15 protein-coding genes and 1 tRNA gene are annotated in these 21111 nt (G+C 30.9%); 3 read left to right on the top strand and 13 right to left on the bottom strand.

From position 1 onward, the window contains the following. The first annotated feature begins 100 nt into the window (after positions 1-100). The gene (locus tag ACJDT4_RS20740) at positions 101-2092 is read left to right on the top strand and encodes a glycoside hydrolase family 127 protein (RefSeq protein ID WP_406789508.1); all 1992 of its coding nucleotides are present in this window, start codon (positions 101-103) and stop codon (positions 2090-2092) included. Positions 2093-2112: 20 nt separating this feature from the next. Continuing rightward, positions 2113-3468 (top strand): glycoside-pentoside-hexuronide (GPH):cation symporter, encoded by a 1356-nt coding sequence (locus ACJDT4_RS20745; RefSeq protein ID WP_406789509.1) that lies wholly within the window; start codon positions 2113-2115, stop codon positions 3466-3468. A gap of 179 nt (positions 3469-3647) precedes the next feature. On the opposite strand, the gene potE is transcribed toward ACJDT4_RS20745, so the two are convergent. The 4 genes from potE to ACJDT4_RS20765 all read right to left on the bottom strand — a co-directional run bounded on the left by potE (position 3648) and on the right by ACJDT4_RS20765 (position 11130). Then, positions 3648-4964 carry a putrescine-ornithine antiporter gene (gene potE, locus ACJDT4_RS20750; RefSeq protein ID WP_406789510.1) on the bottom strand — a complete coding sequence of 439 codons (1317 nt, stop codon included), beginning with the start codon at positions 4962-4964 and terminating at the stop codon, positions 3648-3650. A 192-nt stretch (positions 4965-5156) separates the two neighbouring features. Further along, complete coding sequence (locus tag ACJDT4_RS20755) at positions 5157-7319, bottom strand: ornithine decarboxylase (RefSeq protein WP_406789511.1); 2163 nt, start codon at positions 7317-7319, stop codon at positions 5157-5159. A 275-nt stretch (positions 7320-7594) separates the two neighbouring features. Beyond that, the gene (locus ACJDT4_RS20760; RefSeq protein ID WP_406789512.1) at positions 7595-8740 is read right to left on the bottom strand and encodes a PucR family transcriptional regulator; all 1146 of its coding nucleotides are present in this window, start codon (positions 8738-8740) and stop codon (positions 7595-7597) included. 965 nt (positions 8741-9705) lie between these two features. After that, the gene (locus ACJDT4_RS20765; protein WP_406789513.1) at positions 9706-11130 is read right to left on the bottom strand and encodes an MFS transporter; all 1425 of its coding nucleotides are present in this window, start codon (positions 11128-11130) and stop codon (positions 9706-9708) included. Between the two features lie 144 nt (positions 11131-11274). On the opposite strand from ACJDT4_RS20765, the gene ACJDT4_RS20770 reads away from it, so the two are divergent. Beyond that, positions 11275-12144 carry an AraC family transcriptional regulator gene (locus ACJDT4_RS20770; protein WP_406789514.1) on the top strand — a complete coding sequence of 290 codons (870 nt, stop codon included), beginning with the start codon at positions 11275-11277 and terminating at the stop codon, positions 12142-12144. Between the two features lie 614 nt (positions 12145-12758). On the opposite strand, the gene ACJDT4_RS20775 is transcribed toward ACJDT4_RS20770, so the two are convergent. From ACJDT4_RS20775 to ACJDT4_RS20815, 9 genes are all read right to left on the bottom strand, one after another. Beyond that, positions 12759-13514: an HAD-IB family hydrolase gene (locus ACJDT4_RS20775; protein WP_406789515.1), complete on the bottom strand. Its 756-nt coding sequence runs from the start codon at positions 13512-13514 to the stop codon at positions 12759-12761. A 158-nt stretch (positions 13515-13672) separates the two neighbouring features. Next, on the bottom strand, positions 13673-14053 hold the full coding sequence (locus tag ACJDT4_RS20780) for a MerR family transcriptional regulator (RefSeq protein WP_406789516.1): 381 nt from the start codon (positions 14051-14053) through the stop codon (positions 13673-13675). Between the two features lie 150 nt (positions 14054-14203). Then, positions 14204-15592: a PTS fructose transporter subunit IIC gene (locus tag ACJDT4_RS20785; RefSeq protein ID WP_406789517.1), complete on the bottom strand. Its 1389-nt coding sequence runs from the start codon at positions 15590-15592 to the stop codon at positions 14204-14206. A gap of 46 nt (positions 15593-15638) precedes the next feature. Then, positions 15639-16082, bottom strand: a complete 444-nt coding sequence (locus tag ACJDT4_RS20790; protein WP_406789518.1) for a PTS sugar transporter subunit IIA — start codon at positions 16080-16082, stop codon at positions 15639-15641. 5 nt (positions 16083-16087) lie between these two features. Further along, positions 16088-17020, bottom strand: a complete 933-nt coding sequence (gene pfkB / locus ACJDT4_RS20795; RefSeq protein ID WP_406789519.1) for a 1-phosphofructokinase — start codon at positions 17018-17020, stop codon at positions 16088-16090. 17 nt (positions 17021-17037) lie between these two features. After that, a complete protein-coding gene (locus tag ACJDT4_RS20800) occupies positions 17038-17799 on the bottom strand; it encodes a DeoR/GlpR family DNA-binding transcription regulator (protein ID WP_406789520.1) in 762 nt (253 codons plus the stop codon). Between the two features lie 262 nt (positions 17800-18061). Next, the gene (locus ACJDT4_RS20805) at positions 18062-19357 is read right to left on the bottom strand and encodes a metallopeptidase TldD-related protein (RefSeq protein ID WP_406789521.1); all 1296 of its coding nucleotides are present in this window, start codon (positions 19355-19357) and stop codon (positions 18062-18064) included. Then, entirely contained in the window at positions 19357-20784 is a 1428-nt protein-coding gene (locus ACJDT4_RS20810; protein WP_406789522.1) for a TldD/PmbA family protein, read from the bottom strand. The genes ACJDT4_RS20805 and ACJDT4_RS20810 overlap by 1 nt, the downstream gene beginning before the upstream one ends. Positions 20785-21034: 250 nt before the next feature. Continuing rightward, positions 21035-21110, bottom strand: a tRNA-Phe gene (locus tag ACJDT4_RS20815). Between the last annotated feature and the right edge of the window lies 1 nt (position 21111).

Here is a 21111-nt window from a genome sequence, read left to right on the forward strand (position 1 = left end):
ATCCGGGTCAAAAAATAATAAAAGTTTGTTCTAATCACATATTTAATATTAGCACTAAATGTCGGATTTGTCATACCTATCATAGAAGGAGTTGATTTAAATGAAAATTATAAATAATGAAGTAGATCTCAAAAAAATACACATTAAGGATAAGTTTTGGTCAAAGTATATAAGCCTAGTAAAGAATGAAATGATTCCATACCAATGGCAGGTTTTAAATGATGAGGCAAACATAAAAATTGAACGAGAAAGAAATGATAAAAATATTCCCGCTGAAAAAAGCCATGCTATTGAAAATTTCAAAATTGCTGCCGGTCTTAAAAGTGGACATCACTATGGTTACGTTTTCCAAGACAGTGATGTATACAAATGGTTAGAAGCAGTTTCATATTCCTTGACAAATGAAAAGGATCCAGAGCTTGAAAAAATAGCAGATAGCGTTATAGATCTAATAGAACTTGCTCAAGAAAAGGATGGATATTTGGACACTTATTTCACTATAGATGCACCAGAGAGAAAGTTCAAACGTCTACTTGAAAGTCATGAACTTTATTGTGCTGGACATTTTATGGAAGCCGCTGTAGCTTATTATAATGCTACTGGGAAAAACAAAGTATTATCTATAGCCTCTAAATTGGCTGACTGCATATGCAAATGCTTTGGTCCAGAAGAAGGTAAAATACATGGTTATGATGGACATGAAGAAGTAGAAATAGGATTAGCTAAACTATATGTCGTAACTGAAAACAAAAAGTATCTTGAAATGAGTGAATATTTTTTAAAGCAGAGAGGAAAAGACAGTGACTTCTTATATGAACAACTAGAAAAAGATATCAATAAAGAAGAAATAATAAAAGGCATGAATACCTCTGAGAAAAAATATTTTCAAGTTCACAAACCCGTTTTAGATCAAGATACTGCTGAAGGCCATGCTGTAAGATTAGTGTACATGTGTACAGCCTTAGCTGATGTAGCTTATCTAACAAAAGATGCTGAAATGCTCGCTGCATGTAAAAGGCTTTGGACAAATATAACTAAAAAAAGAATGTATGTAACAGGTGGTATTGGTTCTACTGTATCTGGAGAAGCTTTTACCTTCGATTACGATTTACCAAATGACACAATGTACTGTGAAACTTGTGCCTCTGTTGGCCTTGCGTTTTTTGCTCACAATATGTTAAAAAGTGAACCTTCTAGCATTTATTCAAATGTTTTAGAAAGGAGCTTATATAACTCATCAATCAGCGGTATGGCCTTAGATGGGAAACACTTTTTCTATGTTAACCCTCTAGAAGTTGACCCAAAGGCAAGCAAATATGACCCAACTAAAAGTCACGTAAAGGTTACTAGACCATCTTGGTTTGGCTGTGCTTGTTGTCCTCCAAATCTAGCAAGAACTTTAACCTCCATAGGTAAATACGTTTACACTGTATCTAATAACACCGTTTATACTCACTTATATATGGCAAATGAAGCTGAACTTTCATTAAATAATAGCACCATTTTGCTTAAACAGGAAACAAATTATCCATGGTCAGGAAATATAAAAATATCTTTAAAAGTAGATCAAACAACTAATTTTACAATGGCATTTAGACTGCCAGATTGGTGCCATTCCTACACAATCAAATTAAATGGTGAAAATGTAGATTATAAAATATCAGATGGATATGCCTACATTACTAAAGACTTTAAAAACTCTGATTTAATAGAAATCAATTTAGAAATGGAGATTCATGAAATATCCGCTAACCCGCATATAAAGGATGATCTTGGCAAAGTAGCATTACAAAGAGGTCCTCTTGTATATTGCTTAGAAGAATCAGATAACGGTGATAATCTTCATTTAATTAAACTTACTAAGGATGTTAAATACGAATGCGAGTATGACCCTAATTTACTTGGTGGAATAGCTAAAATCACTTGTAATGCTAAAAAGCTTATAGTATCTGATAATTGGAATGACGATTTATATATAGCAGACGCAAAAGCCCCAAAATATGAGAATAAAAAAATAACCTTTATCCCTTATTACAGCTGGGCAAACAGAGAAATTGGCGAAATGAAAGTATGGATAAATAAAGATATATAATTTTCGGGAGGAAATATAAAATGAAAAATGATGTTAAACGAAAAATTTCCATTCCTATTTATCAAAGAATTAGCTATGGAATGACTGATTGTGCAGGTAATCTTCTTTATGTTGTAATAAGTACCTATTTATTGTATTACTTTACAGACGTCTTTGGTTTAAGTGTTGGAATTGCAGGAACTTTGCTACTAGCAACAAGACTAGTAGATGCTATTGATGCACCTATATGGGGTTTCCTCGTAGACCATACTCATACAAAATGGGGACAAAGTAGACCATATTTCTTGTGGTTATGTATACCTTTTGCATTTTTTACATGGTTAACCTTTACAACACCACACTTGTCCGGAACATTAAAAATTGTTTATGCAGCAGTAACATATATCTGTGCTGGAGTATGTTATACGGGTATAGCCACCCCAATAACAGCCATACTACCTAACCTCTCAAGCGATTCAGAAGAAAGAGTAGTATTGAACTCTTATAGAATGGTAGGCGGAAATATTGGTACACTTTTGACAAATTTAGTATTGCCTCTTGTTGCAATTTTAGGTGCAGGTAATAATAGAAAGGGCTTTTCTCTTACTCTTGCTGTGTTCGGTATTGTTGCTATACTAATGCTTGTAACTGCTTTTAGAAATTTAAGAGAAAAAAATGTAAGTGAACTTAAATCTATTCCTATAAAAAGCAGCTTAAAAGCTGTAAAAGGAAATTGGCCATGGATACTTTTAGTTACAGCAAATTTAATTTATTGGATTGGAAGCAATGTAAGATCCTCCGCTCAAATATATTACTTTGAATACAATCTTCATATGAAATATCTTGTTCCCATAGTTGGTTCTCTATCAATTCTAACTGTAGTTGGTATGATACTCATTCCATTTATGGTTAAGATATCAAATAAAAGAACAGTCATGATAGGCGCCCTTTTGGTAGCTGCCCTTTCAAATATGTTATTACATTTTTCAGGTTCTAATGTAACCTTAGTTATCATTTTTTATGTACTAGGCTCTGTTGGCTCTGGAGTCGCATGTTCTATGCCATTTGCTATGTTATCAGATGCTGTAGATTATGGACAATGGAAAACAGGAATAAGAGCTAGCGGCTTCTTAACTTCTATAGGAAGTGCCTTCTGCATCAAAGCAGGAAGTGGTATTGGTGGATTTTTACCTGCTCAAATCATGGGTGCTTTTGGATATGTAGCAAATAAAACTCAAACCTCAACTTCTTTGTTTGGTATTGAATTCAGCTTTGTTTGGCTGCCAGCCATATTATTTATAGTTGCATGTATTCCTATGCTGATATACAGCAAATATGAGAACAATGAAAATAAAATAAAACAGGACTTAATAAAAAGAGGAGAAATGAATGCCTAAAGTATTAATTTAAATATTATAATATGGATATATAAAAATAGACATAGATTTATACAAATCTATGTCTATTATATCTATTGGAGATACACACACGTATGGCTTAGGCATATAATCAGCCCAATTAAAAATATTAACTATTCATTCACCAAAAGGAAGTTAAATCAAATTCTATTATTATACTAAACTTCGTTCTTCTTTAAATCGAAACGATGTGAAACAAATCCATATAATGTCCATCCAGCAAAAGTAACTATACCACCATATGTCATTGCTTCAAGCCCGCAACCATAAAGAGCATACAAACTATATAGTGAAGCCACTAAAGCAATAAGATCAGTAACCCTAGCCTTTGAATCTGGCACACCTTCTGATTTTTGTATTACTTTTAACGAGCTCATAGATAGTAAATATGGGATAATATTTGTTACCACCGCCAAGTTAACTAGCGTATCGAATTGCTTACTTAAACTTGGACTAATTGTCATTAAGGCAAGTAAACTTTGAATACAAGTAATAATAACCATTGCAACAATTGGTGTACCTGTCTTTGTAACCTTGCTGAATATTTTAGGAAAATAACCTTCATCTGCAGAACTTCTAAAAACATGTGCAATAGTAAATTGCCATCCAAGTAATGAACCAAAGCAAGACATAACCATAAGTCCAATAACTACTTTACCTGCAACAGGTCCAAACATAGAAGCAAATGCGAGTCCAAAAGGTGCATCAGATTTCACTAACTGTGCATTTGGAACTATTCCAGCTATAACATTTGTTGAAATAATATATATAAGTGCGGCACCTATAGTTCCTCCTAGACATGCAATAGGAACATTCTTCTTAGGATTATCAACTGAATCCATGTTTGCAGAAGCTGATTCAAGACCTAAGAACGCCCATAAGGTTATTGCTATTGACTTTCCAATACCGTTAAAAAACGAGAAATGATTAGGATTCCATGAGCCTGCATACTGCTTACCACTAAACCAAAACCATCCTGCAGTACACATAACGAGTACAGGTGCAATTACACCCCATACAGTAATTGATCCAAGTTTACCTGTTATACTTGCTCCTCCAAAGTTAAGCACTGTAGCTAACCATAAAGTAAAAATTGTACATAGTGCTACTTGCAGTGGCGAAAGCGTTATTCCTAAAAGCACAGCTGCATAACCAACAGCAGAAATTGCAATTGCCGCATTAGCGATTACAAGAGATACTCCATAGGTATAATTACACATGAAGCTTCCTGCTTTTCCATAGGAATACTCGGCATATCCACCCATACCGCCAGCATTTCTACTAAACATACCACATTGAGCAAAAGCATAAGCTAATGCCATTGATCCAACTGCTGTAACGAGCCACGAAAGAATTGACATTGTTCCAACTTGAGCTAACTTAGCAGGAAGCATTATTATTCCAGAACCCATCATGTTTATAGCAGTTATTATTGTTAGCTGAAGAACACTCATTTTATTCTTCTGTTTTTCCATAATTAATTCCTCCCCCTCTGATATAATTTATTTATAAATACTAAATATATAATTACAGATAAACTCTCTAAACTGCTAAAGTTTAATCCACAATGCACAATTAAAGAAGATAACTCTAAATTAATTGTGCATTGCATCTAGTACATTGTTAACTTTAGAAATTTCAAGTAGTTTACCACATAAACCACTAAATTACTTAGACTTTTTATCTAATACATATCCATAGGCATTAATAACGCCATCTTCTTCTTTTAAGTAAACACCTTGAATTTCTGGAGCAAAACCTGGAAATTGATTTATTCCATCTTTCAATATTAAGAAGTATGTTTGTGCTACTGTATTCCACTTTTCCCCTGGAACAACACAGAAAACTCCTGGTGGATATGGAAGTGCACCTTCCAATGCTATTTCTCCAGTGATATTTTCTAATTTAACTAACTTAGCATTATTTCTTACAAGTTCCCAGTTAGCCTGTTGAGGAGTAATTGCTTGTTCTGGAAGCGAAGCTGCTCTAAATAAATTCTTTTGGTATGTCTTTGCATCGCTCTTTTTGTAGAAGTTATGCATTTCCTGACATAACCTTCTAATTGTATATCCTTTATAGCGATCACCATGTTTACTGCAAAGGTTTGGTAGAACCTCACTCAATGGAGCATCCTCTTTTACAAGATATTCAAACTTAGTTAATAGGGATACAAGATTGTTCATCTTTGTCATAGTTTCTGCTGGTGTTAATAAGAATAATATTGAATTTAAATCATTCTTTTCTGGTATAATTCCATGTTCTCTTAAATAATTTGCAAGAATAGTAGCTGGAATACCAAAGTCTTCATATTCACCAGTTTCAGCATTAATGCCAGGTGTTGTTAACATAAATTTATTAGGATCAACAAAGTATTGATTTTCAGCATATCCTTCAAAAGAATGCCACTTTTCTCCTGGATAGAATTTGAAGAATTCAATATTATTTGCAATTTCTTCTGTATCGTAAGTTTCCCACTTCTTTCCGCTTACAACTGGTGGAATAAATGGTCTAAACATTGTACAATTTTTTAGAACTAACTTTCTAGCTTCAATTCCTAATTTCACACAATCTGACCATAAACGCTTACCAGCCTCACCCTCTTGCATTCTTGCATTAACATCAAGTGCTGAGAATAATGGATAGAACGGACTAGTAGAAGCATGAAGCATATATGCATTATTAAATCTTTTATGATCTACATAACGTTTTTGACCTTTAATATGTTTATCTTTCTTGTGAATTTGAGATGTTTGTGAGAATCCAGCCTGTTGTTTGTGAACAGATTGTGTTACAAATATTCCAGGATCATTCTCATTTAAATCTAATAATAGAGGAGAACAGTCTCTCATCATAGGTATAAATTGTTCATATCCAACCCATGCTGAATCAAATAAGATATAGTCGCAGAGATGTCCAATTTTATCGACTACTTGTCTAGCATTGTATATAGTTCCATCATAAGTTCCAAGTTGAATTACAGCTAATCTAAATGGTCTTTTCTCTTTAGCTTTTTCTGGATCAACCTTAGCTGCTAATTTTCTTAAATATTCTTCATCAAAACAGTGTGCATCTATACCGCCTATAAAACCAAACGGATTACGAGCTGTCTCTAAGTATACAGGTCTTCCACCTGATTGAACTAAAGCTGAATTGTAAACAGATTTGTGGTTATTTCTATCGAATAAAACTAAATCTCCTGGTGCAACTACAGCATTTGTAACTACACAGTTAGAAATACTAGTTCCATTCATTACAAAATAAGTTTTATCAGCGTTATATACTTTAGCCGCATGCTTTTCAGCGTCCATAGCTGGGCCTTCGTGAATAAGCAAATCTCCTAATTCAACATCTGCATTACAAATGTCTGATCTAAATACATTTTCTCCATAAAAATCATAAAAAAATCTACCTGCTGGATGCTTTCGGAAATATTGTCCTCCTTGATGTCCAGGACAATCAAACTGTATATTTCCTTTTTCAACGTAATTACTTAAAGTTTTAAAAAATGGTGGCAGCACCTTTTCTTCGTATTGAACTGCAGCAGTTTCAATCTCTCTTGAGTAAAGCTTTTCATCAAATTTGTTTCCATCCATTATGTGATAAACTTTCTTAAGAAGTTCACCATCAAGCTTATCTGTGCTTTTTAAAATAACAAACACAGGGATACCAAACTTTGTATTATGTACATTGCTAATAAGCTCTACATCAGAATCAGTTAATACAACTGCTGCTACATCTGTATAATCTGTATTTTCAGCTAAAACCAAGTTTCTATCTGTTGAAAAATATTCCTTAGCTTCTTCAGTACAAGCAATTTTTAAATGTTTCATAGTTTTGTCCCCCTTTACGGTTTATATAAATGCGAAAAACATTTCTCACTAAAAGACATTATTCTAATACAAATGCATCCATATTATGATTATTTTTACACATGTAATGCATAAATATATTAGATTTTCTTAGCAGTATTACGTAGTATTTGTCATTTGCTCTTAGCTCAATTGAAATTTCGCATTAATTATTTTCTATATGCTTATAATACACCTTAGGAGGACATTTCGGATTTGTAATATTTTAAATTGCATAGTACATAGTTTTATAAAATTTACAAAGAGGTACTGATCAAATTATATATTCTAACGGCTACAGCTAACTCCTCATAAAAATGTTTTGTTTTACAATTTTCGCTTAGTATTTTATTCACTCGCTCTATTCTGTATCTTATGGTATTACTATGCTGAAATAATTCTTCCCCTGTAGCTTTTATATCTCCATTATTTTCTACATACCTTACAGCAGTTTTTAATAATTCTGTTTCATGGTTTTTATCATAATTAATTAATGGTTCTATCATTTCTTTGTAATATTTCATTACCCAAGGATTATCTAAAATAGGGAACATCATTTTGTTTATTCCAATTTCATCAAAAAACGAAATAGATTTTTCATACATAGTTGAGTATCTAAAAGCATACAAGCTTTCTTGTATAGCTTTACCTAAGCTCTCTAAATTATCATACAAATTGCTAATACCTATAACATACTCTTTTTCAGCAAATCCCCACCACTTAAGCCTTCTCAAAATAATTTTATCAATATCCTTCTTACTTGCTTCTTCAAAAGTATTAATGAGAACATACCCATTCTTGTATGGTATAACCTTGCTAAAGGCTTCTTCAGTTTCCTTATCAGAAAAACTTTTTATTTCAACTAATTTGTTGTTCTTCTTTTTACAAAAAGCTACTATATTGTGTTCTTTAAAATTTATATTTATCTTACGAGCAATACTTTTTATACTTATATCGTTTAAGTTTTTGTACAAAATGTCATCTATTTTGAGAGCTAAATTCTCATATTCCTTTTTTTCATCGATAGCCTTATTAACACTTACAATTACATCTTCAGTAAACGTATCCTTAAATAACATAATAGGAAAATTATTTTTATTCGCAAGTTCAATCACTTCATTAGGAATATAATCAAAATAAATATTCTTAATCGCTAGGCAGCTTATCCCTACATCAATCATAGTCTCTACTGCTCCATATAACTCGTCAATCTTATCTCTTATTGCAACTAACGTAGTTAATGCAAAGTCTTCTGGGCTAAAATTTTCTGCTATTAACTCACGTGTTTCATAATCCCAAACTGCTACATGATTTATTTTGTTTGAAAGTCCCTTATTTCCAGCAATAACCTTGAATCCTTGTAATATATCAAGATTTAAGGCTTCTTTCACAGTTATAGCCATAAAAACTCCCCCTCTAATAAATTCTTTTATATTTTTAAACCGCAATTATAGTCAATATGCGTTTTAATAACATAAAAGTTTACTTTTATACTACACGATTTGATATTATTCTTGTCTTTATTCTTTTTCAAATTAATCAGAATCAAAATTTTCCAATAATTATTGTCTTTTTTTGATAATTGCGTAGTATTTACTCAATATATATTTCTTTTTTTTATTAACTTATAGCACAAATTATAAAAAATCATACTTTTAATCAGAATTCATTCAAAATTAAAAATATTATTCATATATTTGATATATTTAATTATTTTCCTTTAATGTTTTACATCTTTTTGATAATTAATGAAATATCAAATGCTAATTTTTCATAATTTATCAATTTAGTAACCTTATTTGTATAAATACAGAATTAACTTTTTACTAATTGTAAAATAAATACCATACATTATTAAATTTCATTTAATAATGTATGGTATTTTTATAATTTTTTTATGATTTTTATTCATTTATATTTTTTATAGTAATTACATATATTCTTTTATTTATACACTTATAATATAGATGCATACCTGGAATTTATCTCAGTCAGCAATTGACAGTTAAGGATAATTTACCTTTTGCTTTGCTCAGGTAAATCTTAAAACTTAATAGTGCCAGCTGCGCCGAGCACTATATTTCAAGCGCTTCGCGCGCATTAAGTTTAAGATTTTTCAAAGCATAACGGAGAAAAATCATCTTTCACTGTCAACTGTCCACTGTTATAGCTTCCAGTTTATTAGCATAAATTTAGTATTTTTACTTTTTACACTTACGTAATTTAAATTTATGTATTTATATGCATTTTATATCATTATACTTTTTCAACATATAATTTTTAATGCATATTTTTTCATATTATATTTTACGCTTGTATTGTATAAATATACCAATCAAGTAACATAAAGTTATTAACAATTTCATAATCAACTATTAATTTGCTTTTTTTTCATTATTCTAAACACTGTAAAAAATATCCCCACACAGCATATAAAAACTAAGACAATATAAACATGCTTCATACCATAAACAAATACATCGTCTCTTCCAAAAACATAATTTATTACTCTATAACCTATTTTATAACTCATAAAATTATATAAAATAGTTGTAGCTAACGTTATTCCAACCATTTGACCCAAATTTCTTACAAGTGAATTAACACTTCCAGCTATACCAAGCTTGTGCTTAGGAACTGTAGACATTATTAATGAATTATTAGCTGGCTGAAAAATTCCCTGTCCTAAAGCTATAAAAGCTACACATAATACTATATTTATAAAAAAGGAATGCTCATTTAAAGATGCCATAAATAAAAATCCACCTGCCATAAATATAAGTCCTATTAAAGTTTGAATTTCTGCTCCCATTTTATCTGCTAAATTTCCTGAAGCTGGTGAAATTAAAGCCAAGATTAAAGGCTGTACAATCATAAATAGTCCCGCCGCTGAAGAAGACATTTTTAATGTATCCTGCAAATAAAATGGTATTATAATTATTGAAGCAGACAAACATACAAATGATACAAATGCACAAAATAAGCTTAATGAAAACAAACCATTTTTAAAAATTTCAAGCTGTAAAAGCGGAATTTTCATGTTTTTTTGTAATACAATAAACACTATCAAACAAAATATTGATAAAATAAAGCTCATTATAATTACAAGATTTTTATAACCAAATTGCTGCTCACCAATCAATGATCCAAACAAAAGCATAATTGCTATAGAGTACAAAATTGCTCCCTTAACATCAAATTCTTCATCATTATTCTTCCCCTTTGGAAGTACCTTCAAACCTGCTGCAAAGGCTATTATCCCTATAGGCACATTTACAAGAAATATATAATTCCAGCTTAAAGAGCTTATAATAAGCCCACCTACTGGAGCTCCTATCATATTTCCTAATGCAACACCCGACACTAATATTCCCAAAGCTTTTCCTCTTTCTTCCTTAGAAAAAATTTGAGTTATAATTCCTTGATTATTTGCCATATACGCACCAGCACCAATCCCTTGAATTATTCTAAAAATTACAAGCATAGTTAATGAAGTTGAAAGTCCACACATAAGCGATGCAAAAGTAAACAATATAGTACCAATTTTAAATATCCTTGATTTTCCTTTTATATCTCCTAATCTTCCAAATATCAAAAGGCTAGCACAAATAACCATAACATAACTAGCTACGACCCACTCTATTTCAGCCATGCTTACTGAAAGTTTTCTTGCCATTGTAGGTAATGCTACATTTACTATACTGCTATCAACGCAAGCCATGAAAGACATTAATACAACCACGAATAAAACAGTCCACTTGCTATGCTCTTTATTTTTTTCTAATAAATTCATATTAAATTCTCCTTTCTTTTAGCATATAATTGATACATAAAGTTATAATTGCTATTATTATAATAACGGTATAAGTATTGTATTTCATTAATTATATTGCTTAATATTAGCATTATTTTGCTATATACATGAAAGGACAAATTTATGAAAAAAAGCGCTGAAAATTATTTTAATAAAAAAATGCCTGATGAAAATTTTTTTGTAGATATATTTGAAAAAAATCATTATAGTGTAGGAACCGATTTAAAAACGCATTGGCATGAACATCTTCAATTTTTTTATTTTACCGAAGGAAATGCAATTATTAGATGTGATTCTAAAAAAATAGAAGCTTTTGCAGACGATATTATTCTCATAAACAGTAATGAGCTTCACTCTATAGAAAACTCATGTGCTAATTTAAAATACTATGTAATTAGAATTGATTTATCTTTTCTTTTTAGCAATCAAATTGACTCTTGTCAGACAAAATTTATGACTCCACTCGCAAATAATATGATTTTATTTGAAAATTTAATTAGAAATGACCCTGAATTTTTGAAGTATATTAATGAAATCATAAGAGAATATTTTTCAAAAGAGATAGGCTTTGAACTTGCCATAAAAGGCTGTATATTTAAATTAATTGTTTTATTATTACGCAATTATATCGCAAAAATTTATACGCAAAAAGAGCTTAATTCTAAAATGACTAAATTAAGACAATTTAGTGAAGCCTTAAATTATATAGAAAACAACTATACTAAACAAATAACTTTAAATAAGCTCGCAAATTTATCACATATTAGCACTTATCATTTTTGCAGACTTTTTAAAGAGTCTACTGGAGAAAATGTAACCCAATACATTAATAATCTTAGAATAAAAAAAGCTAAGGTACTTTTAAAGCAAAGCAATCTTAATATAACAGAAATAGCCTTAGCTTGTGGCTTTAACGATGCAAATTACTTTAGTCGAATCTTTAAAGTGAATACAAATACAAGCCCATCAGCCTATAAAAAACAGCCTCACTAAAAGATTATTCCATAACTATCTATAAATAATGCAAAGTAGCATCATCTTGGAATATTAAATAAAATTAATAAATCTAAGTGTCAAATTGTTAAGATCTTAAGAGCTTTCAATAACTCGCTGAAAAGATGCTCAAACAAATTGAAATCTCTAAAGCTTTTAACAATTTGCCACTAAGATTTATAAAATTTTATTTAAACCATTCCTTCAATGATGCTATTTTGCATGGTCCAAAATCAAGGAATATTTTTCTCCGCTTCTCTACGAAAAATGCACTGTAAAAATGGTTAATCAATGTAAATTAGTATTAGTAAACATATAGTACAAAAATTTAATTGGTTAACAAATATCCACGACTAAAATTCCGTAGGTACGGAGGAATTTTTTCCTTGCACCACCGTGAGAGCGAAGTAACAATACCGAAGGAGCAGTTTAAAAAAATTCTAATAAATCTTGATAAAAAAATCCTAAAATTCTTAGATGTTTCAATCTGTCTGAGCGTTTTCTCAGCGAGTTATTGAAACATCTTAGGATTTTAGAATTTTTTTATCTTAGATTTATAGAATTCTTTTAATGCGACGAAGCATTGTTACTTCGCATTATTTATAAATTGCATATTAAAAAGGAGATTTGCTCCCACTATGATCACACTCAATACATTCAGCTGTAAGCTTGTAAATCATATCTTTTCTCTCAACAACAATTTTCACTTTGTCTTTTATTTTTTCATCCTGCAGTACCTTGTTTACAAGTTCCTTTGTTGGATTCATACATACTGGCTTTCCAACTGCCTTAAGCATAGATAGATCACCAGCAGTATCACCATATGCATAGCATTTATTTAGATCTAAATCATATTTCATTTCCATTTCTTTTATGGCCTTATCCTTACTTATACTATCCCACATAGGAATAACCTCTCCCGTATATATTCCGCTTACTTCATCAAATACATACTTAGCTCCCCTATAATCATCAAATCCATATTTTTCTGCCATTTGCTTAACAAGTTCAATAGGACTACCTGAGATAGTTATTATTTTATGTCCATTAGCTTTATGCCATTTAATTCTATCTCTTGTATAAGTATATACTCTATCTCCTTTTTGCCTAACTACTTGTTTTGCAATAAACTCTACCTGCGACTTATGAAGACCTTTAACTGCCTCAACATATATTTCCGCCATCTTAAGTAGATAATTATCGTAATCACCTTTCCTCGTATCCCATCTCTTAAATTCTGGCTGTACTTCCTCATACCATTTTTTAGGATTTACAATCTCATATTTTATAAGTTTTTTAAAAACCTCAGTTATTAGTCCTTCTCTATATAAAGTTCCATCTATATCAAAAAAAGCTGCTGTATTTTTCATTTGCACCCCACCAATTCAATCAATAAATTATTTTTTACTATATATAATATAACTTATTTAATAAAATTGCCAGTAAAATTCTCAAAATACTTAATCTTTTTAGTTATTATATACACTTAAAATAAAAAATTTCACACAATATAAATTTGCTCAAAATCTTATATTTCACTATCTATATGAAATATTCCTATTTCTTTATAATGCTCCAACTTATAATTTATGGTGCACAGACTCTTATTTAACTTTTCCATTTGAGCCAAAATACTTTTCTTATGTTGTTCAAGCATTTCTTTACGCTCTTCACAACTTTCCTTACCATTTAAACATAAATTCATAAATTCTTTTATTTTAACCAAGGACATACCACTATTTTTTAGACAACATATAAGCTCTATCCAACAGATATCATTTTCTGAATAAAGACGTATTCCATTCTTGCTGCGTTTTAAAAGCGGCATTAACCCCTCTCTATCATAATAACGTAGAGTGTATTCAGATAGTTGAGTACGCTTAGACACTTGCTTTATTGTATATTTCATAATAAATCTCCTAATTTGTTATATTTTCTTTCACTTTAAGCTAATTCAAATAATTAATATCATTATAATTAAAAAAACTACAAAGTTAAAGATGATTTTATAAAATAAAAATTAAGGGAGATATCATAATTAATGATATCTCCCTTAATTTTAATAAACTTTTTTCTTTTTAATAGCTGAAAGTACTACTGCAGTTACAATTGTTCCTGCTACTATTGCTATAACATATCCTATTAAATTTGTTACTACATGTGGTATAAATAATACCCATATACCTCCATGAGGAACTGCAAGCTTTGAACCAAATATCATTGATAATGCTCCTGTTACAGCTGAGCCTGCCATAACTGATGGTATAACTCTAAGTGGGTCTCCTGCTGCAAATGGTATTGCTCCTTCTGATATAAATGATACGCCAAGTGCCCAAGCTGCTTTTCCTGCTTCTCTTTCCTGCTCTGTAAACTTGTTTTTAGCTATAACTGTTGCAAGTGCTATTCCAAGTGGTGGAACCATACCTGCTGCCATTACTGCTGCCATTATAGCTGTTCCTCCAGATGATAAAGCTGAAGTTGTTAAAGTACTTGTTGCAAATACATATGCTGCTTTATTGAAAGGGCCACCCATATCAAAGGCCATCATTGCTCCTAAGACAATTCCAAGTAATGCTGCATTTGCTCCTTGAAGTCCTTTTAAAAATGCTGCCAAACCATCATTTATTGCTTTTACAGGTCCACCTAAAACAAATATCATTATTAGTGCTATTATTAAAGTTGAAAGTACAGGTATTACTAAAACTGGCATTAATCCTTCTAGTGATTTAGGAAGTCTAACATATTTTTTAATAAGCACTACTGTGTATCCTGCAATAAATCCTGCTAAAAGTGCTCCAATAAATCCTGCTCCTATAGTGCTTGCAAGAGCTCCACCAACAAATCCTGGTACAAGTCCCGGTCTATCAGCTATAGAATAAGATATATATCCTGCGAGTACTGGAAGCATAAGTGCAAATGCTTGTTTTCCAGTGCTAAATATAGCTTCACCAATAGTACCTGGTGACTTAAAAACGTAAATTCCGCCTATCGCAAATCCAAGTGCTATAAGTATTCCACCTGCTACAACAAAAGGTATCATGAAGGAAACACCTGTCATTAAATTCTTGTATATTCCTTTACCAATTGATTTATCTTGATCTTTGGGAGCTTCTTCTACTTTTTTTGCATCTCCCTTAAAAACTTGTTTTGTTGAAAGTGCTCTATTTATAAGTGATTTAGAATCTTTAATTGCATCCTTAACTGGCACTTCAATTAATGGCTTTCCTGCAAATCTTGACTTATCCACGTTTGTGTCTGCAGCTATAATAACCCCATCAGCTTCTTTTAAATCGTTTTCAGTTATTACATTTTCTGCTCCTACAGAACCTTGGGTCTCAACCTTTATTTCAACACCCATTTCCTGTGCTGCCATCTGAAGTGCCTCAGCTGCCATATAAGTGTGCGCAATACCAGTAGGACAAGATGTTATAGCTACTAGTTTTTTCATAATTACTCCTCCTTAAAAATAGTTTAGATTTGGGATTAAGTCACATCTACTCAAATATCTTTATGAAATCTTCAAAGTTGTCTGCATTATATAATTTTTCTCTAACGTCCGCATGCATAAGCTTTCTCGATATTTCACTAAGCGCCTTTAAATGAATATCACTAGATTCTTCTGGCACAGCTATTAAGAAAAATAAATTTGCTGGTTTATCATCCATTGACTTATAATCTATTCCTTCTTTGCTTAGTCCAAAGGTTATTGTTGGTTCTGTTACCGCACTACATTTTCCATGAGGAATAGCTATCCCCATTCCAATTCCTGTAGAAAACTCTTCTTCTCTTTTTAAAACAGCCTTTTTTAGTTCCTCCTTATTTTTTACCTTTCCATCCTTGTATAATATATCTATTAATTCATCTAAAACTTCATCTTTAGTTTTAGCCTTTAAATTAAACTCCGCTCTATTTTTCGAAAACATATCCTTAGTTGCCATTTTAACTACCTCCTAACATTTATATTTACTTTTTCTATTAAACTTTTTACTTGATTTAAATCACAAGCCTGTGTTCCTTCAAGTGATACTGATGCAGCTCCCGTAGCTACTGCAAATTTTATTGTTTCTTCATTATCAAAATTATTTATCATAGAATATATTAGTGCTGCAACCATCGAATCGCCTGCTCCGACAGTACTCTTTACAGGCACTTTAAGACCTTCACCATATAATACCATTTCGTTGCTAACTAAAATTGCTCCCTTTTCTCCAAGAGAAATTAAAACCTTTTTTAAACCATTATTTATAAGCTTTTTTGCCTCATATACTATATCATCTTCAGAATCTAGCTTCTTATTTAAAAGAAGTTCAAATTCATGTTTATTTGGTTTTATAATATCAGGTTTTTCCTTTATTCCTTCACTTAAGAGTTCTCCTTCTGCATCCAAGATTACAAAAGCTCCTCTTTCCTTTGCAATTTTAGTTAATGTACCGTATATATTTTTAGGAATATTGGGACAAACCCCTCCAGAAAGAACAACTACATCATTTTCATTGCAAATATCTTTAAATTTATTTGTAAAATCATTTAATTCTTTTTCTGTAATTCTAGGTCCAGGTTCATTTATATCTGTATAAATTTTATTCTTGTCGTCAACAACCTTTATATTTGTTCTAGTATCTTCTTTTACTTCAACAAAATAATTGTCTATTCCCATATTTCTCAATTCTTTTTCAAAAGTATCTTTCCAGCCTCCACCTATAAATCCTGTACACGCTGATGGTATTTCAAATCTCTTTAAAACTTTAGATACATTTATCCCTTTTCCACCTATATCATATCTAACTTTAGATACTCTATTCACTTTTCCAAGTTCAAAATCCTGTACTGTAATTGTCTTATCCATTGCTGGATTTAATGTAACTGTAATTACCATTAACGTTCACCTCCGTTTTAGCCAGCCACTATAATATCAACACCCCTACTTTCAAAATCGCTTATAACTTCATCAGCTACCTCTCCGCTTGTTATAATAGATGTAATATTTTTGATTTCACAAATTACCGAAAGGCACACATTTTCAAATTTAGAACTATCGGCTACTATAAATATCTTGTTAGCAGAATCTATCATAGCCTTTTTAGTCTGTGCTTCAATAAAATTTGGAGTTGTAATACCTTCAATAGCAGATATACCATTAGCTCCAATGAAAGCTTTGTCAACTCTAAAATACTTAAAAATATCTTCACAGGTACGGCCAACCATAGCTCTCGTATTAAATCTTAAACTCCCACCAGTTATGATAAGTTCTAAGTCTCTGTTATTAGAAAGTTCTTCTGCTATATCTATAGAATTAGTTATCACTGTCAAATTTCTTGCAGATATATTTTTTGCTATTTCTAATGTGGTTGTACCAGAATCGAGGATTATTGTATCCCCATCCTTAATAATACTAGCTGCATATTTAGCTATAGATAATTTTTCACCAAGCTTTTCATCTTTTTTATCTGTAAAGGATGGTTCAAAATTAGTTATGTCAATTTTAACTGCTCCACCATGTGTCCTTTTAAGTATCTTTCTGTTTTCCATCTCTTGAAGGTCTCTTCTTATTGTAGCCTCAGACACTTTAAAATATTCAGAAAGCTCATTTACTTTTATGCTCCCATTTTTGTTTAGAATTGAACTTATTTGTTTTTGTCTTTCTTCTGCAAACATATAATCACCTTTCATGTATTCGTTTACTAATGTTTGTGTTTATATTTGTTTGTTTGATTATATTGTAAACGAAATCAAACACTATGTCAACACTTTTTTTAATTTTAAATCACAATTAAACATATATACACACAAATGAATAAACTTTTTTTATTAATATACCATTTAACCTATTACTTTCCACTTTCAAACATAGAATCCTTAATAAATTATCTAAAAATATAACTACAGAAATCTTAATGCTTTCTGTAGTTTATACAATTTACTTACCGGCTATAACAACATCATGTAATTCTATTGCTTTAGGTCCTACAAATCCATTTTCATTTTCAATTTCTGCCGATAACAAAATATTATCTTGTAATTTACCTATATTAGCATTTAATGATCCACCTGTTATTGGAATTGTCACTTTCCCATCAAAGTACCATCCTAATCGTATTTCTCCTCCAAAATTTCCAGTTGTTGAATCCATTTGAAAATCAGAAAATGCTACAAGCTCCACATATGGCTCCTTTTTCATATCCTCTATACTCTTGCTACCTGGTTCTATAACAAAATTTTCAATATTACCAGTCGCTTCAGTACTTAAGTAATAACTATGTCTTAAATCACCATGATATCTTTGAAGTTTTCCATTTTTGATGATGCAAATCTTATGTAGAGCTAAACCATCATCGTCTATAGGTACAGAATATACAGAATTTCTAATGCTAGGATCAAGTGTTAAGTTTATGAGATCCCCCTTAACTTCTTCACCTTGAATCAGTTGACCTAACTCAAAAGTAGATACCTTATTATAAACATTAGCCGCTCTGGAATTATCGACATAATAGCTCAATACTTCCTTTACAGGAGCTCCTCTTAGTATAACCTTATATTTACCTGACTTTACAGTCTCCTTAGCATTTGCTCTTTCCTTAGCTAAAAATATCATCTCTTTTACAGAATTTGATATATACTCTGGATCATAATCTGAAAAAGTAAGCATCTTATATAATTCAACTTCTTCTGCTTCCTTCCAAGTGGTTATAAACTCAATCATACCATCATATTTTTCATAACTTGAATCTACGCCATAGGATGTAATAATTCTTTTGTAATTTTTATTTAAAAATATTTCTGCTGAATTTATTCCACCTTTTTCTTCATTATCATTTTTATATAAAGCTTCTATTAACTTTGGCATCCAGTCCGAAAGTTCATTTTGAGAAAATTTACTATCTGTATTTTCTAGTTCGTCACTATTAATTTTAGGAATATTATAATATTCATTTTTTACAAATCCAGCTGCAAAAATATTATCCTCTATAAGCTTCTTTATTTCATCTTCTATCATTGTTGGTTCTATATTAAAAGAAGAACTTCCTCTGTACTTTAAACCATCTTCTTCAAAATCTTTATATACAGTAACTTCAAAATGTTGTACATCTTTGCTTCTAGTCATATCAACATCTTTTTTAATTAAAAATAATTCTTCCGAGCTTGTTCTTGTCTCAATTATTTTATATTCATTGACATCCTCATCTTCTAAAATAGATTTTATCTTATTTATCATTATCCTAACCTCACTTTCGCCTTTATATATGGACCACCACTAGAAACCTTTACCCATTCTTTATATCCCTTTCCACAAGCTCCACTACCTTCTATTCCAACATCACCAGAAACCATTGATATTGATTTTAAAAGATCTGGAACATATCCAGTTAAAACTACCGGTGAAACAAAGTTTTCTGTTAATTTACCATCAATAATTTCAATTCCATAGTTCACCATACACTGAATTCCCCAATTTTTAGGGTCTTCCATTCCACTGGAAGGACACATTAATAAGTAACCTCTTTTTATTGATGCTACCATATCGTCAAATTTATCATGTCCACCAACAAAAAAGGTATTAGTCATTCTAGCATATGCCTTTCTTTCAAAAGAAAATCTTTTTCCATTACCTGTCGGCTTAATATTCAATCTAAGTGCAGACAATGTATCTGAAAGTCCTCTTTTCAATATTCCATTTTCTATTACTACAGTATCTGTACCAAGTACCCCTTCATCATCAAATAAATATGAAGAGACTTGTTTAGCGGAATTAGCTCCATCACGCATAGTTACAAGTTTAGATGCTACAGGCTTATTCATATATTCAGCGGCTTTAGCCCTATTCTTCACCAGCATATCCATTTCAACTCCATGCCCAAAAGCTTCATGAGCAATCAATCCAGATACATCTGGTGAACATATAACATCATACGTCCCAGGTTCTACAGGCTTTGCATCTAGCAATTTTATTACCACATTAACAGTATCATTAATTTTGTCATCCATCTCATCTAATAGTTCTGCTCCCTTGAGGCCAGAAAATACATTGTAATTAAATCTAGTGTTATTGTTCTTTCTTGCTAGCACTGTAATATATCCCTCGCTCCATATATACGATTGATACAAATCCTTATTATTAGAAATAAATATTTTTGATACTTGCACCTGCTGAAAGGTTATTTGAGCATCTAAAAGAAGATCAGAAATTGAAAGTGCCTTATCCTTCACTGTAGTTAACTTATCAATTATATCCTTATCACTAAAATTTTTAGGAAGGATATCAACTTCACCTACAAAACTATTATTTACTTTCTCATCTTCAACAATTTGATACTTAGTTATATTATTTTTATTGCGTAATTTACTTATTTGCTCATTCACACGATTTTTTATATTCAAAGCTACTTGATTAATATCACCTTCATCTAATTTGTTGAAGGAATATTCAGAATATCCAATACCGTTAAATACCCTTACTATAAATCCTCTTTCATTCCAAAAAGAATCACTAATATTTACTCCCTTTCTTTTAACAACATACTTCTTCCCATGGGAATCAGTACCTAATACAGATACATATTTAAAATCTTTCGATAATATATGTACTAATTTTTTAACAACTTGTCTCTTCTGCATTAAAAATTCAGACATTTCAACCTTCATGAATCTCCCCCACTTTCGATAAATTTTATAAACATATTATTTTATATTTATGTTATTTTATATTTATATTATAATATAATTTATAAATATATACACTCTATTTTTATATATTTACTAAAAAGCATTAAGAATTTCAGATAAAAAATCAATTCTATATAAATAAAAACTCTATTAGATAACTATAAATTAATGTAATTATCTAATAGAACTACACACAACAAAAAACCTCAAGCAAAATTGCTTGAGGTTTTGGTGGCCAGACCAGGAATCGAACCAGGGACACGAGGATTTTCAGTCCTCTGCTCTACCGACTGAGCTATCTGGCCA

The organism is Clostridium neuense (genome assembly GCF_045310695.1).
GTDB lineage: Bacteria > Bacillota > Clostridia > Clostridiales > Clostridiaceae > Clostridium_S > Clostridium_S neuense.